18 protein-coding genes are annotated in these 15,025 nt (G+C 63.3%); 3 read left to right on the forward strand and 15 right to left on the reverse strand.

All coding sequences use genetic code 11. The features are described from left to right. Positions 1 to 125 precede the first annotated feature (125 nt). The 13 genes from AC07NT_RS11030 to AC07NT_RS11090 all read right to left on the reverse strand — a co-directional run bounded on the left by AC07NT_RS11030 (position 126) and on the right by AC07NT_RS11090 (position 10,900). Positions 126 to 1,517 carry a DegQ family serine endoprotease gene (locus AC07NT_RS11030; RefSeq protein ID WP_498599170.1) on the reverse strand — a complete coding sequence of 464 codons (1,392 nt, stop codon included), beginning with the start codon at positions 1,515 to 1,517 and terminating at the stop codon, positions 126 to 128. A 134-nt stretch (positions 1,518 to 1,651) separates the two neighbouring features. After that, a complete protein-coding gene (locus tag AC07NT_RS11035) occupies positions 1,652 to 2,683 on the reverse strand; it encodes a MucB/RseB C-terminal domain-containing protein (protein WP_498599169.1) in 1,032 nt (343 codons plus the stop codon). A 10-nt stretch (positions 2,684 to 2,693) separates the two neighbouring features. Beyond that, positions 2,694 to 3,296, reverse strand: coding sequence for a sigma-E factor negative regulatory protein (locus AC07NT_RS11040; RefSeq protein WP_498598978.1), 603 nt, complete (start codon positions 3,294 to 3,296; stop codon positions 2,694 to 2,696). A gap of 8 nt (positions 3,297 to 3,304) precedes the next feature. Then, positions 3,305 to 3,928 carry an RNA polymerase sigma factor RpoE gene (rpoE, locus tag AC07NT_RS11045; RefSeq protein WP_498598977.1) on the reverse strand — a complete coding sequence of 208 codons (624 nt, stop codon included), beginning with the start codon at positions 3,926 to 3,928 and terminating at the stop codon, positions 3,305 to 3,307. After that, positions 3,925 to 4,380: a hypothetical protein gene (locus tag AC07NT_RS11050; RefSeq protein ID WP_498598976.1), complete on the reverse strand. Its 456-nt coding sequence runs from the start codon at positions 4,378 to 4,380 to the stop codon at positions 3,925 to 3,927. The genes rpoE and AC07NT_RS11050 overlap by 4 nt, the downstream gene beginning before the upstream one ends. A gap of 21 nt (positions 4,381 to 4,401) precedes the next feature. Continuing rightward, complete coding sequence (gene fabF / locus AC07NT_RS11055; RefSeq protein ID WP_498598975.1) at positions 4,402 to 5,646, reverse strand: beta-ketoacyl-ACP synthase II; 1,245 nt, start codon at positions 5,644 to 5,646, stop codon at positions 4,402 to 4,404. Between the two features lie 113 nt (positions 5,647 to 5,759). Continuing rightward, the gene (gene acpP / locus AC07NT_RS11060; protein ID WP_174251417.1) at positions 5,760 to 5,999 is read right to left on the reverse strand and encodes an acyl carrier protein; all 240 of its coding nucleotides are present in this window, start codon (positions 5,997 to 5,999) and stop codon (positions 5,760 to 5,762) included. Positions 6,000 to 6,109: 110 nt separating this feature from the next. Next, positions 6,110 to 6,856 carry a 3-oxoacyl-ACP reductase FabG gene (fabG, locus tag AC07NT_RS11065; RefSeq protein WP_498598974.1) on the reverse strand — a complete coding sequence of 249 codons (747 nt, stop codon included), beginning with the start codon at positions 6,854 to 6,856 and terminating at the stop codon, positions 6,110 to 6,112. Continuing rightward, positions 6,853 to 7,803 (reverse strand): ACP S-malonyltransferase, encoded by a 951-nt coding sequence (fabD, locus tag AC07NT_RS11070; RefSeq protein ID WP_498598973.1) that lies wholly within the window; start codon positions 7,801 to 7,803, stop codon positions 6,853 to 6,855. Before fabD ends, fabG begins: the two co-directional genes overlap by 4 nt. Positions 7,804 to 7,857: 54 nt before the next feature. Next, complete coding sequence (locus AC07NT_RS11075) at positions 7,858 to 8,835, reverse strand: beta-ketoacyl-ACP synthase III (RefSeq protein WP_498598972.1); 978 nt, start codon at positions 8,833 to 8,835, stop codon at positions 7,858 to 7,860. Between the two features lie 47 nt (positions 8,836 to 8,882). Continuing rightward, positions 8,883 to 9,908, reverse strand: a complete 1,026-nt coding sequence (gene plsX / locus AC07NT_RS11080; RefSeq protein WP_498598971.1) for a phosphate acyltransferase PlsX — start codon at positions 9,906 to 9,908, stop codon at positions 8,883 to 8,885. 109 nt (positions 9,909 to 10,017) lie between these two features. Then, on the reverse strand, positions 10,018 to 10,200 hold the full coding sequence (gene rpmF, locus AC07NT_RS11085) for a 50S ribosomal protein L32 (RefSeq protein WP_057676887.1): 183 nt from the start codon (positions 10,198 to 10,200) through the stop codon (positions 10,018 to 10,020). 151 nt (positions 10,201 to 10,351) lie between these two features. Continuing rightward, on the reverse strand, positions 10,352 to 10,900 hold the full coding sequence (locus tag AC07NT_RS11090) for a YceD family protein (RefSeq protein ID WP_498598970.1): 549 nt from the start codon (positions 10,898 to 10,900) through the stop codon (positions 10,352 to 10,354). 25 nt (positions 10,901 to 10,925) lie between these two features. Between AC07NT_RS11090 and AC07NT_RS11095 the strand changes: the two genes are divergently transcribed. The 3 genes from AC07NT_RS11095 (at position 10,926) to AC07NT_RS11105 (ending at position 13,635) form a co-directional block, all read left to right on the forward strand. After that, a complete protein-coding gene (locus AC07NT_RS11095; RefSeq protein WP_498598969.1) occupies positions 10,926 to 11,528 on the forward strand; it encodes a Maf family nucleotide pyrophosphatase in 603 nt (200 codons plus the stop codon). Further along, a complete protein-coding gene (locus tag AC07NT_RS11100) occupies positions 11,525 to 12,376 on the forward strand; it encodes an SAM-dependent methyltransferase (RefSeq protein WP_498598968.1) in 852 nt (283 codons plus the stop codon). Before AC07NT_RS11095 ends, AC07NT_RS11100 begins: the two co-directional genes overlap by 4 nt. A gap of 107 nt (positions 12,377 to 12,483) precedes the next feature. Further along, positions 12,484 to 13,635 (forward strand): HD-GYP domain-containing protein, encoded by a 1,152-nt coding sequence (locus AC07NT_RS11105; protein WP_498598967.1) that lies wholly within the window; start codon positions 12,484 to 12,486, stop codon positions 13,633 to 13,635. Between the two features lie 18 nt (positions 13,636 to 13,653). On the opposite strand, the gene AC07NT_RS11110 is transcribed toward AC07NT_RS11105, so the two are convergent. Both AC07NT_RS11110 and AC07NT_RS11115 read right to left on the reverse strand, forming a co-directional pair. Then, complete coding sequence (locus AC07NT_RS11110) at positions 13,654 to 14,652, reverse strand: S49 family peptidase (protein ID WP_498598966.1); 999 nt, start codon at positions 14,650 to 14,652, stop codon at positions 13,654 to 13,656. Between the two features lies 1 nt (position 14,653). Further along, a complete protein-coding gene (locus tag AC07NT_RS11115) occupies positions 14,654 to 15,025 on the reverse strand; it encodes a Rieske (2Fe-2S) protein (RefSeq protein ID WP_498598965.1) in 372 nt (123 codons plus the stop codon).

Genomic DNA, 15,025 nt, shown 5'->3' on the forward strand with positions numbered 1-15,025 from the left:
TCAGTGAATACAAACTTATTTTCCTCAAAGGGTTCGCAGAAAAATTTTTGGGAAAATTTTTCTGCCCAGGGTAAAAAATAAAAACCCCCAACCCGAGTCGGGATGGGGGCCTGGCCAGCCAGATCTCAGCGTTGCGGGCGGATCACCGCATATTGAGCCCACTCCCCCCGACGGAACAGCACGTGCACAGGCTTGCCCTTCTCGAGCTTGCCGAGCAGAGCTTCGAATTCGCGCACATTGCTCACCTCGACATTGCCCAGCGCCATGATCACATCCCCTTCGCGCAGGCCGGCACGGGCAGCGGCCTCGACAGCCGACTCGACGCGCACACCTCCCTTGAGCTTGAGTTCCTTTTTCTGCGTCTCGCTCAGATCGGTCACGGTCAGCCCCAAGGCCGGCGCGGCACCGGAGCGCGGCTTGTCTTCACGCTCCTTGCGCGCCACCGGCTTCTCGGCCTCGAATTCACCGATGGTGACCGACAAGTCCTTGCTGGCGCCACGGCGGAACACCGTCAGGACGCTGCGTGTGCCAGGTTTGAGACCCCCGACCATGCGCGGAAGATCCGTCGATTTATCGATCGCCTTGCCGTCCACCCGGGTGATGATGTCGCCAGCTTCCACACCGGCCTTCTCGGCCGGCGAGCCAGTCTCCACCCCGCGCACCAGCGCACCCTGCGGCTTGCCCAGGCCGATGGCCTCTGCCACCTCCTTGGTCACCTGATCGATCTGCACGCCAATGCGGCCGCGCGTCACGCGCCCGCTGGCGCGCAGCTGCTCACTCACGCGGATAGCCTCGTCAATCGGGATGGCAAAGGCAATGCCCATATAGCCCCCGGAACGCGAATAAATCTGGCTGTTGATGCCCACGACCTCGCCACGCAGATTGATCAGCGGCCCGCCCGAGTTGCCGGGGTTGATAGCTACGTCGGTCTGTATCAGGGGCAGGTAGTCACCGGTGTCGCGCTGCTTGGCGCTGACAATGCCTGCCGTCACGGTGTTTTCCAGACCGAAGGGCGAACCGATGGCCATGACCCATTCGCCCACCTTGAGACGGTTCACGTCGCCCACCTTGATGGCCGGCAGTCCCGAGGCCTCGATCTTCACCACCGCAACGTCGGTGCGCTTGTCGGCCCCCACGATCTTGGCCTTGAATTCACGCTTGTCGGTCAGCGTAACCACAACCTCATCGGCGCCATCAACCACGTGCGCATTGGTCATGATGTACCCATCGGCCGACAGGATGAAGCCCGAGCCCACGCCACGCGGTTGCTCTTCGGGCTGCGGCCGGCCGGAACGTGGTGTCTGACGCGGCACGTTCGGCGGCACCGGCAAGCCGAAACGGCGAAAGAACTCCAGCATCTCTTCGTCCACGCCACCGTCTTCAGCCGCGCGCGCACTGGGCTTCTCCAGTGTCCGTATATTGACCACCGAAGGCCCGACCTGATCGACCAGTTCGGTAAAGTCCGGCAAGCTGCGCCCCTGAGCGGCGGCCGTGCCGCTCAGGGCATAAGCTGCCATCGCCAGCAACAGGCCTAGCCCCAGTGTGAACAGTTTGCGCCTGGACTGTGCAGGCATCGGTAATACCATCGCAGACATCTTGAACCTCATGTGATGAAACGATAAAAGAGAAACGGAAAGCAAGCCTTCACGCCTCATGGAACGCGCTCCAACGCCTGGGCAAAGGCTTGCAGGGTCTGGGGCGGAACCTCCCCCACAAGAGTCAGCCACCAGGCAGCGTTGCCGCCTTGGACACGACGCACCAAGGCTTGGGTAGCGCCGATAGCCTGCTGCCCTTCCTGACCATGCCGACGAGGATCGTAGGCCTCGATAAAGAACGAGACCGAAGCCAGCCCATCGGAAAATACCCATTGCACAGCCTCCCCTCCCGCAGCCGACGGGCGGCGGTAGCAGCTCATGGCACGGAAGCCTGGCACCTCCTGGGCCAACCGCCAGCCCTCGGCGCCCGGCGTGGTCTTTACCAGGGCGGGGGTTTCAACCTTGTAACCCTCGGTATTGCCCATCATGCGATTGAGCTTGTCCATGCTGACCGGCGCGTCCAGCTGCAGTTCGGAGAATGCCACCTGCTCCAGCACCCGACCCTGGGCATCCAGCGTCTGAAGCTTGACCACAAGGCCCGTGCGTTTTTCGCTCCAGATGCGGTAACCGAAACGCAGACTGTCCCTGGGCTGCAAATGGACGACGTCGGCCTCGAAACCGGCCACCCGCTCACTGCCCTGCGCGCTGGCGCTGTAAAACTGCTCGATCGCCGCATCCACGGACTTGAGCAGATGCGGAAACAGGCCGAGTGCCTCCCGCTTCTCCGCCACGACCACGCGGCTCTGCGGTGAAAAAGTCATCACCTCATCATTGCGACGGAAGGTCGAGCGTGGCGCGCCGGTCAGCGACTCCACGCGCTCCATCTGCTGCTGACCGTCACACACGTGCCAGACACGCGAACTGGCCATGCTGCCGCCGGAAGACACCACTAGCGTACCGATGTAGGCACGTCGGCGCGAAGCCTCGTGCATGCGCAGCAGCCAATCGGAAATACTGCGCTCTTTCGACGCCGCCTGGGCTGGAATCGTTGCCGCCTGATCTGCCTGAGCCTGCAGCGTCAGCCCAGAAAGCAGGAACGCCAACAGCAGCAGACGAGGCCAGAAAGAGAGCAACATGCGCAACGTCATCATGGCGGGTTCAGCGGGCTGGGCGCTCGTAGGTGGCGTTGCGCAGGAAACCCGCAGGCATCTGCAGGGCGGATGTGCCTCCGAACTGCTGGTGCGCAGCGATCAGCTGGTCCAGCCTCGGGTCACGGATCATGACAGGCGCCTCGCCACTGGAATGTGCGATAGAAACCTGCGGCGCCAGCGGCAGCGGCCCAGGAGTCGCCAGCTGGACGGCCTGCGGCGATGGCAGCGCCAATTGCCAGGCCAGCAAGGCCACCACAGACAGCGAACTCAGCCCAGCCACCAGCTTCCAGCGCCAAACGCTGTCGTTGGCACTGTCCCGCGGGAGCATCTGAGCAAGCCGGACCTCGGTTTGCGGTCCGCCGACCTCGGCCAGCAGACGCTCATGCAAACGCGCCATGAAGGCGGGATCGTGCGCACCCAGGGCCGCACCGCCCCCCGCACGCATCACATCACCCACCAGGTGATAGCTGTGCCAGCAGGCTTGCGCTTCGGCGCTGGACTGCAGGACAGCCAGGGCCCGTACCAGTTCCTCACCCTGCAACTCGCCATCGGCCAGCGCCGAGACCAGTTCATGGGTCGGATCCGCGTGCTGAATTTTGCTTTGTTGCATTTCTGTTCCTACCAACGTTTACCTGTCTGGCGCTCGAGCATCGGGCGCACACGCGCCGAAATCGCCTCGCGCGCACGGAAAATGCGTGAACGCACCGTGCCGATCGGACACGCCATCACGGCGGCGATATCCTCGTAACTCAAGCCCTCGATCTCGCGCAGCGTCACGGCCTGGCGCAGATCCTCCGGCAACGCCTCCAGTGCCTCCTGTACGGCAACAGCGATTTCGCGTGCAGCCAGCAGGGTTTCCGGCGTTTCCTCTGCTATTGGTTCATTTCCTGGCTGAAAAGTTTCATCCTCATCGCCGGCCGGCCGTAGCGCCGCTTCGGTCACCAGGGGGTCGTTCTTGAGGTCAAGCAGGGTCTTCTTGGCCGTATTGACGGCGATGCGATACAGCCAGGTGTAGAACTGGGCCTCGCCGCGAAACTGGTGCAGCGCCCGATAGGCCCGGATGAAGGTTTCCTGCGCGATGTCTTCGACCAGATCGACGTCACGCACCATGCGAGCAATCAGGCGCTGGATGCGTCGCTGGTATTTGAGCACCAGCAGTTCGAAAGCACGGGTATCGCCGGCGAGGCTGCGCGCCACCAGTTGGGCGTCGCTATCGCCGTGCGGAGTCGGCAGGTCCTTCATGTTCCAGCCCCCTGGGCGGTCGAAGCCGAAGCCGGTGCAGCGGGGGCGTACAAGGCGCGCCGCAGCCCATCCCACAGTCGTGGCGCCATCCCACGCTCTATCCACAGCCAGACACCCGCCCCATCCAAAGGCCGGAACTCCAGCACCACACCTTGCTGCCAGTCAAGCCGCAGACGCAGCGCACCAACATATCGCCGCCCGCCCGCCTCCCAGACCCAGGACTGACCATCCCAAGCGAGCAGCCCTTCGGTCGGGCGGCGCAGCTCTGCCTGGACCAGCCAGGCCCCGCTCAGCCACAGGAGCAGCCCCAGACCATGGGCAGCGTAGAACTGCTCAGACTGCAAGGCCCAGACGGCACAGACCAGGCCTGCCAGCAGCCAGGGCAACAACAGGCAGGCTTCGCGCACGAAAGAACGCCCCACCGGATAGGAAACCGCTGGGGCGTTGTGCATGTCGCGAGGAGATCCGGCGCGTCAGGTGCGCTTGAAAACCAGGGTACCGTTGGTTCCGCCGAAGCCGAAGTTGTTCTTCACCGCGACGTCGATCTTCACATCACGCGCGGTATTGGCGCAGTAATCGAGATCACATTCGGGATCCTGGTTGAAAATGTTGATGGTCGGCGGGCTCTTCTGGTGGTGCAGCGCCAGCACCGTGAAAACCGACTCGATGCCACCAGCGCCACCCAGCAGATGCCCCGTCATGGACTTGGTCGAGTTGACCAGGGTCTTCTTGGCGTGATCGCCCAGGGCCGCCTTGATGGCGTTGGTTTCGTTGAGGTCACCCAGGGGTGTGGACGTGCCGTGGGCGTTCAGGTAGTCCACCTGATCGGCGTTGACGCCGGCATTGCGCAGCGCGCCCAGCATGGCACGGCGCGGGCCATCCATGTTCGGCGCCGTCATATGACCGGCGTCGGCACTCATGCCGAAACCAGCCAGTTCGGCATAGATCTTGGCACCGCGCGCCTTGGCATGCTCGTACTCCTCGAGCACCATGACACCGGCGCCCTCGCCCAGCACGAAGCCATCGCGGTCCTTGTCCCAGGGGCGCGAAGCCGTCTTGGGATCATCGTTGCGGGTGGACAGCGCACGCATGGCGGCAAATCCGCCGACGCCCAGGGGCGACACCGTGGCTTCGGAGCCACCGGCAATCATCACGTCGGCGTCGCCATACTCGATCAGGCGTCCGGCCTGGCCGATACTGTGCAGGCCCGTGGTGCAGGCCGTCACGATAGCCAGGTTCGGGCCCTTGAAGCCGTACCGCATCGAGACATGGCCGGAGATCATGTTGATGATGGATGCCGGTACGAAGAAGGGCGAAATACGGCGCGGGCCGCGGTTGGTGTACTCGGCATGTGTCTCTTCGATCAGCGGCAGGCCGCCGATGCCCGAGCCAATCAGACAGCCGATGCGCACCGACAACTCTTCCCCCAGCGCCTCGCCGGTAGGCAGGCCCGAGTCTTCCACCGCCTGCATGGCCGCAGCGATGCCGTAATGGATGAAGGTGTCCATCGTGCGCGCTTCCTTGGCGCTGATGTACTTCTCCAGTTCGAAACCCTTGACCTCGCCGGCAAACTTGCAGGCGAAAGCGCTGGCATCGAATTTGGTGATCAGATCAATGCCGGAGCGGCCGGCCAGCAGGCTGGACCAGGACTCGGCCACGGTATTACCGACCGGGCTGATGCAGCCCAGGCCTGTGACGACAACGCGACGACGGGACATAGATGGATGTGCTGGCTAGGAAAGAGGAACCACCGCAAGCGGGAAGTGCCATCTCGTTGGGCAGGCCGCTTGCAGGGTGGGCGACACGTCTCGGAGGTGCCGCCGGACGGCCATCAGGCCTTCTGGTGCGCCTTGGCGTAGTCGATGGCGTTTTGCACCGTCGTGATCTTCTCGGCGTCTTCGTCCGGGATCTCGATGCCGAATTCGTCTTCCAGTGCCATCACCAGCTCGACGGTGTCCAGGGAGTCGGCGCCCAGATCAGCCACGAAAGCCTTTTCGCTGGTCACTTGGGACTCTTCCACACCGAGTTGTTCGGCAATGATTTTCTTGACGCGTGCTTCGATATCGCTCATGTTTCCCTCAGAGGGTTGTAAATGAATCCGTGATTTTAGCTGGCTTGGGAAAAGGGTTTTCCCAGGCCGTCGGCCGTACGGATAAATCGGCTTGAACCTTGCTCGCTAATTTACATATGCATGCCGCCGTTGACGTGCAGCTCCTGCCCCGTCACATAGCCGGCCTGCGGTGAGGCCAGGTAGGCCACGGCATGCGCAATATCGGCCGGCTTGCCCAGATGCCCCAGCGGGATCTGGCCCAGCAGGGCTTTTTGCTGTTCATCAGGCAGATGGGCCGTCATGTCGGTTTCGATGAAACCGGGCGCCACGCAATTGACCGTGATGTTACGCGAACCGAGCTCGCGCGCCAGCGCACGTGTCATGCCAGCCACGCCGGCCTTGGCAGCAGCGTAATTGGCCTGGCCTGCGTTGCCCGAAGCCCCCACCACCGAAGTGATGCTGATGATGCGGCCATACCGCTGCTTCATCATGGTGCGCATCACGGCGCGGCTCATGCGGAAGACCGCCTTGAGATTGGTGTCCAGCACCTCGTCCCATTCGCTGTCTTTCATGCGCATGGCCAGGTTGTCACGGGTAATGCCGGCGTTGTTGACCAGCACATGCAAGGCACCATGCGCCTTGACGATGGCATCTATCGCGGCATCGCACCCCGCAGCGTCGTTAACGTTGAGCTTGATACCCTTGCAGCCATTGAAAGCAGCCAGGGTGGCGCTGATCTTGGCGGCGCCTTCATCGCTGGTGGCAGTACCAATGACCTTGAGGCCGAGGTGCGCCAGCTCATGGGCAATGGCAGCGCCGATGCCACGCGAAGCACCGGTGACCAGGGCCACCTGACCGTCGAATTTCATGTCGCTCATGCGAGTTGTCCTTTCACTTCCGCCAGCGTAGCAGGGTCCAGCAGGGGCAGGCCGGTCAAGTCCGGGTCGATGCGCTTGACCATACCGGCCAGCACCTTGCCCGGGCCACATTCCACGATATGGGTGATGCCATGCGCCTTGATGGCCTGCACGCACTCCACCCATCGCACCGGGCCGAAAGCCTGGCGGTACAAGGCGTCGCGGATGCGGTCGGCATCGACCTCGATGGCAACGTCGATGTTGTTGATCAGCGTGATCTGCGGCGCGCCAAACTCCACCTCTTCCAGGCGTTCACGCAGCTTTTCGGCTGCGGGCTTCATGAGACTGGAATGGAAAGGTGCGGACACGGGCAGCGGCAAGGCGCGCTTGGCACCGTTGGCCTTGAGCACCTCGCAAGCCTTCTCGACCGCTGCCTTGGAGCCGGCAATCACGGTCTGGGCCGGGTCGTTGAAATTGACGGCTTCGACCACCTCGTTCGAGTTCGACCCAAAGGACTGAACCGCCTCGGCGCAACCTGCAATCACCTTGCCAGCATCCATGCCCAGGATGGCCGCCATGGCGCCGGTTCCTACGGGCACCGCCTCCTGCATGGCCTGGGCGCGAAAGCGCACCAGCGGCACGGCCTGCGACAGGGTCAGCACGCCGGCAGCCACCATGGCCGAGTACTCGCCCAGGGAGTGACCGGCCACGGCCGCCGGGGCTACACCCGTTTCGCTCATCCAGACACGGTAGGCGGCCACACCGGCCACCAGCATCACGGGCTGGGTATTGGTGGTGAGCGCCAGGGCCTCCTTGGGCCCCTCTTTGATCAGCTGACCCAGGTTTTCACCCAGGGCATCAGAAGCTTCCTGCAGTGCTTCACGCACTTCGGGGTGCTCACCCCAGGCGTCGAGCATGCCGACCGACTGCGAACCCTGGCCAGGAAAGACAAAGGCAAACGGTTTCATGGTGTGGATTGGATGTTTTGCTTTGGAATGGAACTGCTCGTGGGCAGCTCCTGTCTACATTTTCAGCAGGACGGCGCCCCAGGTGAACCCACCGCCCACGCCTTCGAGCATGACCAGTTCCCCTGGTTTGACACGACCACTGCGCACACCGGCGTCCAGGGCCAGCGGAATCGAGGCGGCCGAAGTGTTGCCGTGCTGGTCCACGGTGACGATCACCTTGTCCATGGGCAGCTTGAGCTTCTTGGCCGTGCTTTGCATGATGCGGATATTGGCTTGGTGCGGGATCAGCCAGTCGATGTCGCTTTCCTGCTTGCCAGCCTTGGCCAGCACGGCGCGTGCGGCGTCTTCCAACACGCCCACGGCGAGCTTGAAGACAGCCTGGCCGTCCATCTTGAGGAACGGATCGCCCAACACCTGCCCGCCAGACACATGGCCCGGCGTGCAGAGGATGCCCACGTGCTTGCCGTCGGCGTGCAGATCGCTGGCCAGGATACCCGGTTCATCCGAGGCCTCCAGCACCACGGCGCCGGCGCCATCGCCAAACAGCACACAGGTGGTGCGGTCCTTGAAGTCGATGATGCGCGAGAACACCTCTGCCCCCACCACCAGCGCCTTGCTGGCCGAACCGGTCTGGATCATGGCATCGGCCACGGTCAAGGCATACACAAAACCGCTGCAAACCGCCTGCACATCAAAGGCCGGGCAGCCATTGGCACCAAGCTTGTTCTGGAGAATGCAGGCAACCGAAGGGAATACCATGTCCGGCGTCGACGTCGCCACGATGATCAGATCGATGTCCTTGGCGGCCACACCGGCCGCGTCCAGCGCACGGCGCGCAGCCTCGAACCCCAGGTCGCTGCTGGTCACACCAGTCTCGGCGAAGTGACGGGCACGGATACCGGTGCGTTCGACGATCCATTCGTCCGAGCTTTCAATGCCATCGGCAGCCAGTTGGGCCACCAGATCGGCATTGCTCAGGCGCTTGGGCGGCAGAAAACTGCCAGTACCGGTGATGCGGGAATAACGTCTCATGGATTGTTCTGTTTGGGTTCCGGAGCCGGCCTGTCGGCCCGCTTCGGTTACTGCGCGTCGGCCACGCCAGCCAGCAGGGGAGCGGCGTGCGCGATGCGGGCTTGGACTCGTTCAAGCAGCTGGTTCCGGGCTGCATCATACGCGCGGTTCAAAGCGTGCTCAAAAGCAAGCTCGTCGGCCGAGCCATGGCTCTTGAAGACCAGGCCACGCAGGCCCAGCAAGGCCGCACCGTTGTAACGGCGGTAGTCCATCCGCTTTTTAAGAGCAGAAAGAGCAGGATAAGCACAAATAGCCGCCAATTTTGTGAAAATATTGCGAGAAAACTCCTGCTTAAGGAACCCGCCTATCATCGTGGCCATACCCTCCACCGATTTCAAGGCCACATTCCCCACGAAACCGTCACAGACCACGATATCGGCAGTGCCCTTGAAAATGTCGTTACCTTCGACATTGCCATAAAAATTCAAATCACCGGAATTGGCGGCAGATCGAAGCAATTCGCCCGTCTTTTTAATGACTTCATTGCCTTTGATGACTTCTTCACCAATGTTCAGCAGGCCCACCGTGGGATTGGGTATGTCACGCAGCGCCGACACCAAGGCCGAACCCATGACGGCAAACTGCAGCAGATGCTCGGCGGTGCAATCCACATTGGCCCCCAGGTCCAGCACCGTGGTCGCCCCGCCTGCGGCATTGGGAAGCTGAGTAGCAATGGCCGGGCGATCGATACCCTCCAGAGTCTTGAGTACATAGCGGGCGATGGCCATCAGGGCGCCGGTATTACCGGCCGAGACGGCCGCTTGGGCGACGCCGGCCTTGACCTGCTCAATGGCCACACGCATCGACGAGTCCTTCTTGCGGCGCAGGGCCACTTCGATCGGGTCGTCCATGCCCACCACCTCGGTAGCCGGGACAAGCCGGGCACGCGCATGCGCAAAGCCGGCCAACTGGTCAGGCAGGCCGACCAGCAGGAGCTCTGCCTCTGTATGGCGCTCAAGAAAATGGCGGCACGCGGCCAGCGTAACGCGGGGGCCGTGATCGCCCCCCATGCAGTCCACAGCGATGGTGATCATGGGCAGGCAGCGCGATCAGGCGCAACAGGAACCGAAAAGAGGATCGGCATCAAGACAAAGGCCCGAGCTACATGCTGTGTAGCGTCGGGCCCTCTGGAACCTGAGATGGTCAGGCTTCGGATTTGGTCTTCAGCACCTTGCGGCCACGGTAGAAGCCGTTGGGGCTGATGTGGTGACGCAGGTGGGTTTCACCCGTGGTCGGCTCGACAGCGATGCCGGGCACGTTCAGGGCGTTGTGCGAACGGTGCATGCCGCGCTTGGAGGGCGACTTCTTGTTTTGCTGGACTGCCATGGTTGGCTCCTGGTAATCAGGCCGCGCGCAGAACGCTCGGCACGGGTTGTTCAAGGGTTGGACGGAATCGGCACAGGTTGGGACTGCGCGAAACCGTGAATTATAGCCTAACTTGTTGATTTGACGCCAGTTTTACAAAATGCCCCGGGCCTCAGCCCTTCTTGGCGCCTTTCAGGCCCGCCAGAGCGGCAAAAGGGTTGGGCTTGGCCGCACTGGCCGCCTCGAACCCATCATCCTGGGCGACCAGCTTGACCTCGGTCGGGCAGGCCTCATGGCGCGGAACCACGGGCAGCTCCATCAGCAGCTCGTCCTCGATCAGCTCCTGCAGATTGAACTCGCGGGTCAAGGCCAGCACATCCTCTTCGGCCTCCTCGTCCTCGGCCTCGGCCTGCTCTTCACTGGCCACGAAGCGGAAGTCGCGCACCACCTCCAGCTCTATGTCAGCCGGCCCCAGGCAGCGCTGGCAGGTCAGCGGCAGCGTGACCTGGGCGCTCAGGTGCAGCCATATCTGGGCAAAACCGCTGGCGTCGATGCGCTGCTCGCCCCGGGCATCCCAGCGCACCGGGCGCTCGGCGCCAGCGCCCCCCGCTTCTGCGAGCAGTCGCTCATATTTTGATAGCAAATCCTGGCCGGACAGGACAGCACCGGCCTGGGCAAAGGCCTTGATGTCCAGACGGTGCACATGAAACTCTTGGGTCATGCCGGCAGTGTAAGAGAATCGGCACATGAGCGCCCCCTCCACCCGCCCACTGATACTCGGTTCCACCTCAGCCTACCGGCGCGAACTGTTGCAGCGCCTGCGCCTGCCTTTCGAAGTGGTCTCGCCCGAAGTCGACGAAACCCCCTTGCCTGGCGAAAACCCGCGCGATCTGGCCCTCCGACTGGCCCTGGCCAAGGCGCGGGCCGTGGCCGCACGCCGACCATCAGCCGTGGTGATCGGCTCGGACCAGGTCGCCGACCTGGGTGGTGAACCCTTGGGCAAACCTGGCACGCACGAGCGCGCTGTGGCGCAATTGCGCCGCATGCGAGGCCGCACGGTGATCTTCCAGACCGCCGTAGCCGTGGTCTGCGTCGAGACAGGCTTCGAACAGGTCGAACTGGCGCCGGTAGGCGTGCGCTTTCGCGAGCTGACGGATGCAGAGATCGAAAACTACCTGCGTGCCGAAACCCCCTATGACTGTGCCGGCAGCGCCAAAAGCGAAGGCCTGGGCATCGCCCTGCTGGACACCATAGAGAGCGATGACCCGACTGCGCTGGTCGGCCTACCGCTGATCCGCACAACCCGCCTGCTGCGCGCGGCGGGCCTGTCCCTGCTGGGTGCTGCATGAGCAACATAAGCGCCGCCGGACCGTCCCAAGGCGCGTTGCCGCCGTCAGGGGGCAGCACAGCCCACGCAGTGGAGAGCGCGGGGGTCAACCAACTCGGCAAGCTCTACCTGGTGCCAGCGCCGCTGGACTTCGGTTGCAGCACGCAGACGCCGCTGACCGAGGTGCTGCCTGCTGGCACCCTGGCCATAGCCGCGCAGCTGCAGCACTGGATCTGCGAGAACGCCAAGAGCGCCCGTGCCTATCTCAAGCGCGTGGGTGAACTGCATCCTCTGGCAGCCCCGATCCAGGCAATGGACCTCCAGGAACTGCCACGTGAAGTCCACAAGAAAGGCGACCATGGCGGCACGGGTTTCGACGCCAAACCCCTGCTGGCCCCGGCGCTGGCCGGCCGCGATCTGGGGCTGTTGAGTGAAGCCGGCATGCCGGCCGTGGCAGATCCGGGTTCCTCGGTGGTACGGGCCGCACATGAACTCGGCATCACCGTGGTGCCGCTGGTGGGCCCGGTCTCGCTGCTGCTGGCGCTGGCCGCCAGCGGGCTGTCAGGCCAGAACTTCGCCTTCGTCGGCTACCTGCCGCAGGACGCGGCCGACCGCACCGCACGCATCCGCGAGCTGGAATCCCTGGCACTCAAGAACGGCCAGACCCAGCTCTTCATCGAGACACCCTACCGCAACGCCGCCCTGCAGGAAGCCTTGATCAAGACCCTGCAGCACAACACCCGTCTGGCGGTGGCCAGCGGCTTGACACTGGCCACCGCGCAGCTGCGCAGCAACACCATCAAACACTGGAAGCAGCAGCCGCTGGTGCCGGACAATGACACGCCTGCGGTCTACGCCATCGGGCGCTGAGCACAACGCAGGGCAACTCCGCTTGTTGCCTGAGCATTTCGTCCCCATAATGACCTCGCATGAAGCTGCTTCGACTGCCCCGCTCAAAGGTCAGGCTCGGGGAGCCTTTGCCATGGAATGTCCGTGACGAGAGCACCCGACTCCTGCTGTCACGAGGCCACATCATCGAGAGCGAAGAACAGCTCGATGCCCTGCTGACCCGCGGTGCGTTTGTCGATATCGAGGAAGCCCGTGCGGTCGCTCACCTGGAGGAGATGGCCGAAAAAGAGCGGGCCAACCTTTCCTCTCTGAAACGTCCGGAGAATCTGTTCAGCCTCTGGGACCAGAGCGCCGAAGAGATGCACCAGCTCATGGGCAAGCTGCCGGAAGCGCCCCCCTCGGCGGGTCAGATCACCGACTTTGCCACCCGGCTGATCGCCCTGGTGGACAAGGACGTGGACATGGCCCTGTACCACATGGTCCGGCAGGAATCGGCGCACCTGTATTACTACGGCTACAACCACGCCATCCATGCGTCCGTCCTCTGCCTGCTGATGGCGCGCCGGCTGGAATGGCCGCAAACCAGGATCCTGAGCCTGGTGCACGCCGCCCTCACCATGAACATGCCCATCCTGCAACTGCAGGGTTCCATGGCCGAGCAGGATGAGCCCATGCGCGAGAGCCAGAGAACGCAGATTCATGCCCATCCGGAACTGGCGGTCCAATGGCTGACCGAGGCCGGCGTCACCGATGGCGACTGGTTGACCGCTATTGCCCAGCATCACGAGCATGCAGACGGCACCGGTTATCCGCATGGCCGGACCGACGTCACCGATCTGGCCGTCGCCTTGCGCGTGGCAGACGTTTTCACCTCCAAGATCAGCCCCCGCAAACTGCGGGCTGCACTGCCGATCCAGGAGGCCGCCCGGCAACTGTTCCGCGAAGACCATGGCGGCCCGCTCTCATCGGCCGTGATCAAGGAGTTCGGACTTTACCCGCCAGGTGAGGTCGTGAAGCTGAACAACGGAGAGATCGGTATCGTGATGCGGCGCACGGACAGCGTGAAGTCCCCCATCGTTGCGGCCATCACCGATGACAAGGGCCATCCAACGGTGCACACCTTTCAGCGCGACACATCTCAAGCGCAGTACGCCATCGTCGGCAGCGTGGCCGACAAGACGCTGGTCGCCCGCATGCCACCGGAAAGGATTTACGGCTACAAACAACTCGCCCCCGCATCTCCCCAGGAGGCTGTGAAACAGCCCGACAATCCGTCTTGATGCGGGAGAACGCCGCGCTCAACGCCAAGTCGGTTGCGCCCGCACGGCCTTGACAGAGCCCTCGCCGATGGCCGAACCGAAACGCTTGATCAGGCGTTCAGCCACGTTCGGATGGCGCGTGTAATCGACGATGTCCTCGGCCTGGACCACTTCGCGCGCCACGTAGTCCAGGTTGCCGAGCTGGTCGGCCAGCCCCAGGTCCACGGCCTGCTGGCCGGTCCAAAACAGGCCGCTGAACATGTCAGGGGTTTCTTTCAGGCGCTTGCCGCGACCTTCCTTGACGACACCGATGAACTGCTTGTGAATCTGGTCCAGCATGGCCTGGGCAAAAGCGCGCTGCTTGTCGGTCTGCGGGCTGAAGGGATCGAGAAAACCCTTGTTTTCGCCGGCCGTCATGAGACGGCGCTCCACACCCAGCTTCTCCATGAGGCCCGTGAAGCCGAAACCGTCCATGAGCACGCCGATGCTGCCCACAATGCTGGCCTTGTCGACGTAGATCTTGTCGGCCGAGACAGCGATGTAATAGGCCGCCGAAGCACAGGACTCTTCCACCACGGCATAGACCGGCTTCTTGTGCTTGGCCTTGAGACGACGGATCTCGTCATTGATGATGCCGGCCTGCACGGGGCTGCCCCCGGGCGAGTTGATCAGCAACACCACGGCTTGGGCCCCATGGTCCTCGAAGGCATTGCGAATGGCGGCCACCACTAGGTCGGCGCTGGCCTCGCTGTCCGAAGCGATCTCTCCCTGGATTTCCACCAGGGCTGTATGCCGCGTGCTGGGGGCACTGCTGCCCTGACCCAGGCCAAAGGCCAACCAGACCAGCACAAGCAGGACGGACAGCGTGATCAGGCGGCTGATGATTTTCCAGCGGCGCGCGGCGCGCTGTTCTTCCAGCGCGGCAAAAGCCAGTTTCTCCAGCACAGCACGCTCCCAGCCCGGCACCGCGGCTGCCGCGGGTGTGCCGGACGCTTCTTGCTTGTGGCCGCCGGTTTCGGTGCCGAAGTAGTCACTCATGTCAGAACTCTAGAGGTTTCAGGTTGTAGGCAGTATGCCAGTGCACGACACCATCCTGCTCGGTCAGGGCTATCTTGACCAGCCCCCCGCGGCAGGGTCCGCCGCGGCAGGCACCGGATTCGGGCGAATACAGGGCCCCGTGCGTGGAGCAGATCAGCCAGTGGCCCGTCATGTCGAAAAAATGGTTGGGCTGGTAGTCCAGCTCCATGGCCACATGGGTACAGCGGTTCAGGTAGGCCTGGGCCTGGCCCTGGTAGCGGATGGCAAAGGCGCGGCAGGTCTGGCCCCCGTAGACCACGTCGAAGGGCACGGCCAGCCCGCCGTCGGCCAGATCGGCCGTATTGCACAGGGGGATCAGCGCTTCATCCGCCAT

This window comes from Hylemonella sp. GW821-FHT10B10 (genome assembly GCF_059415585.1).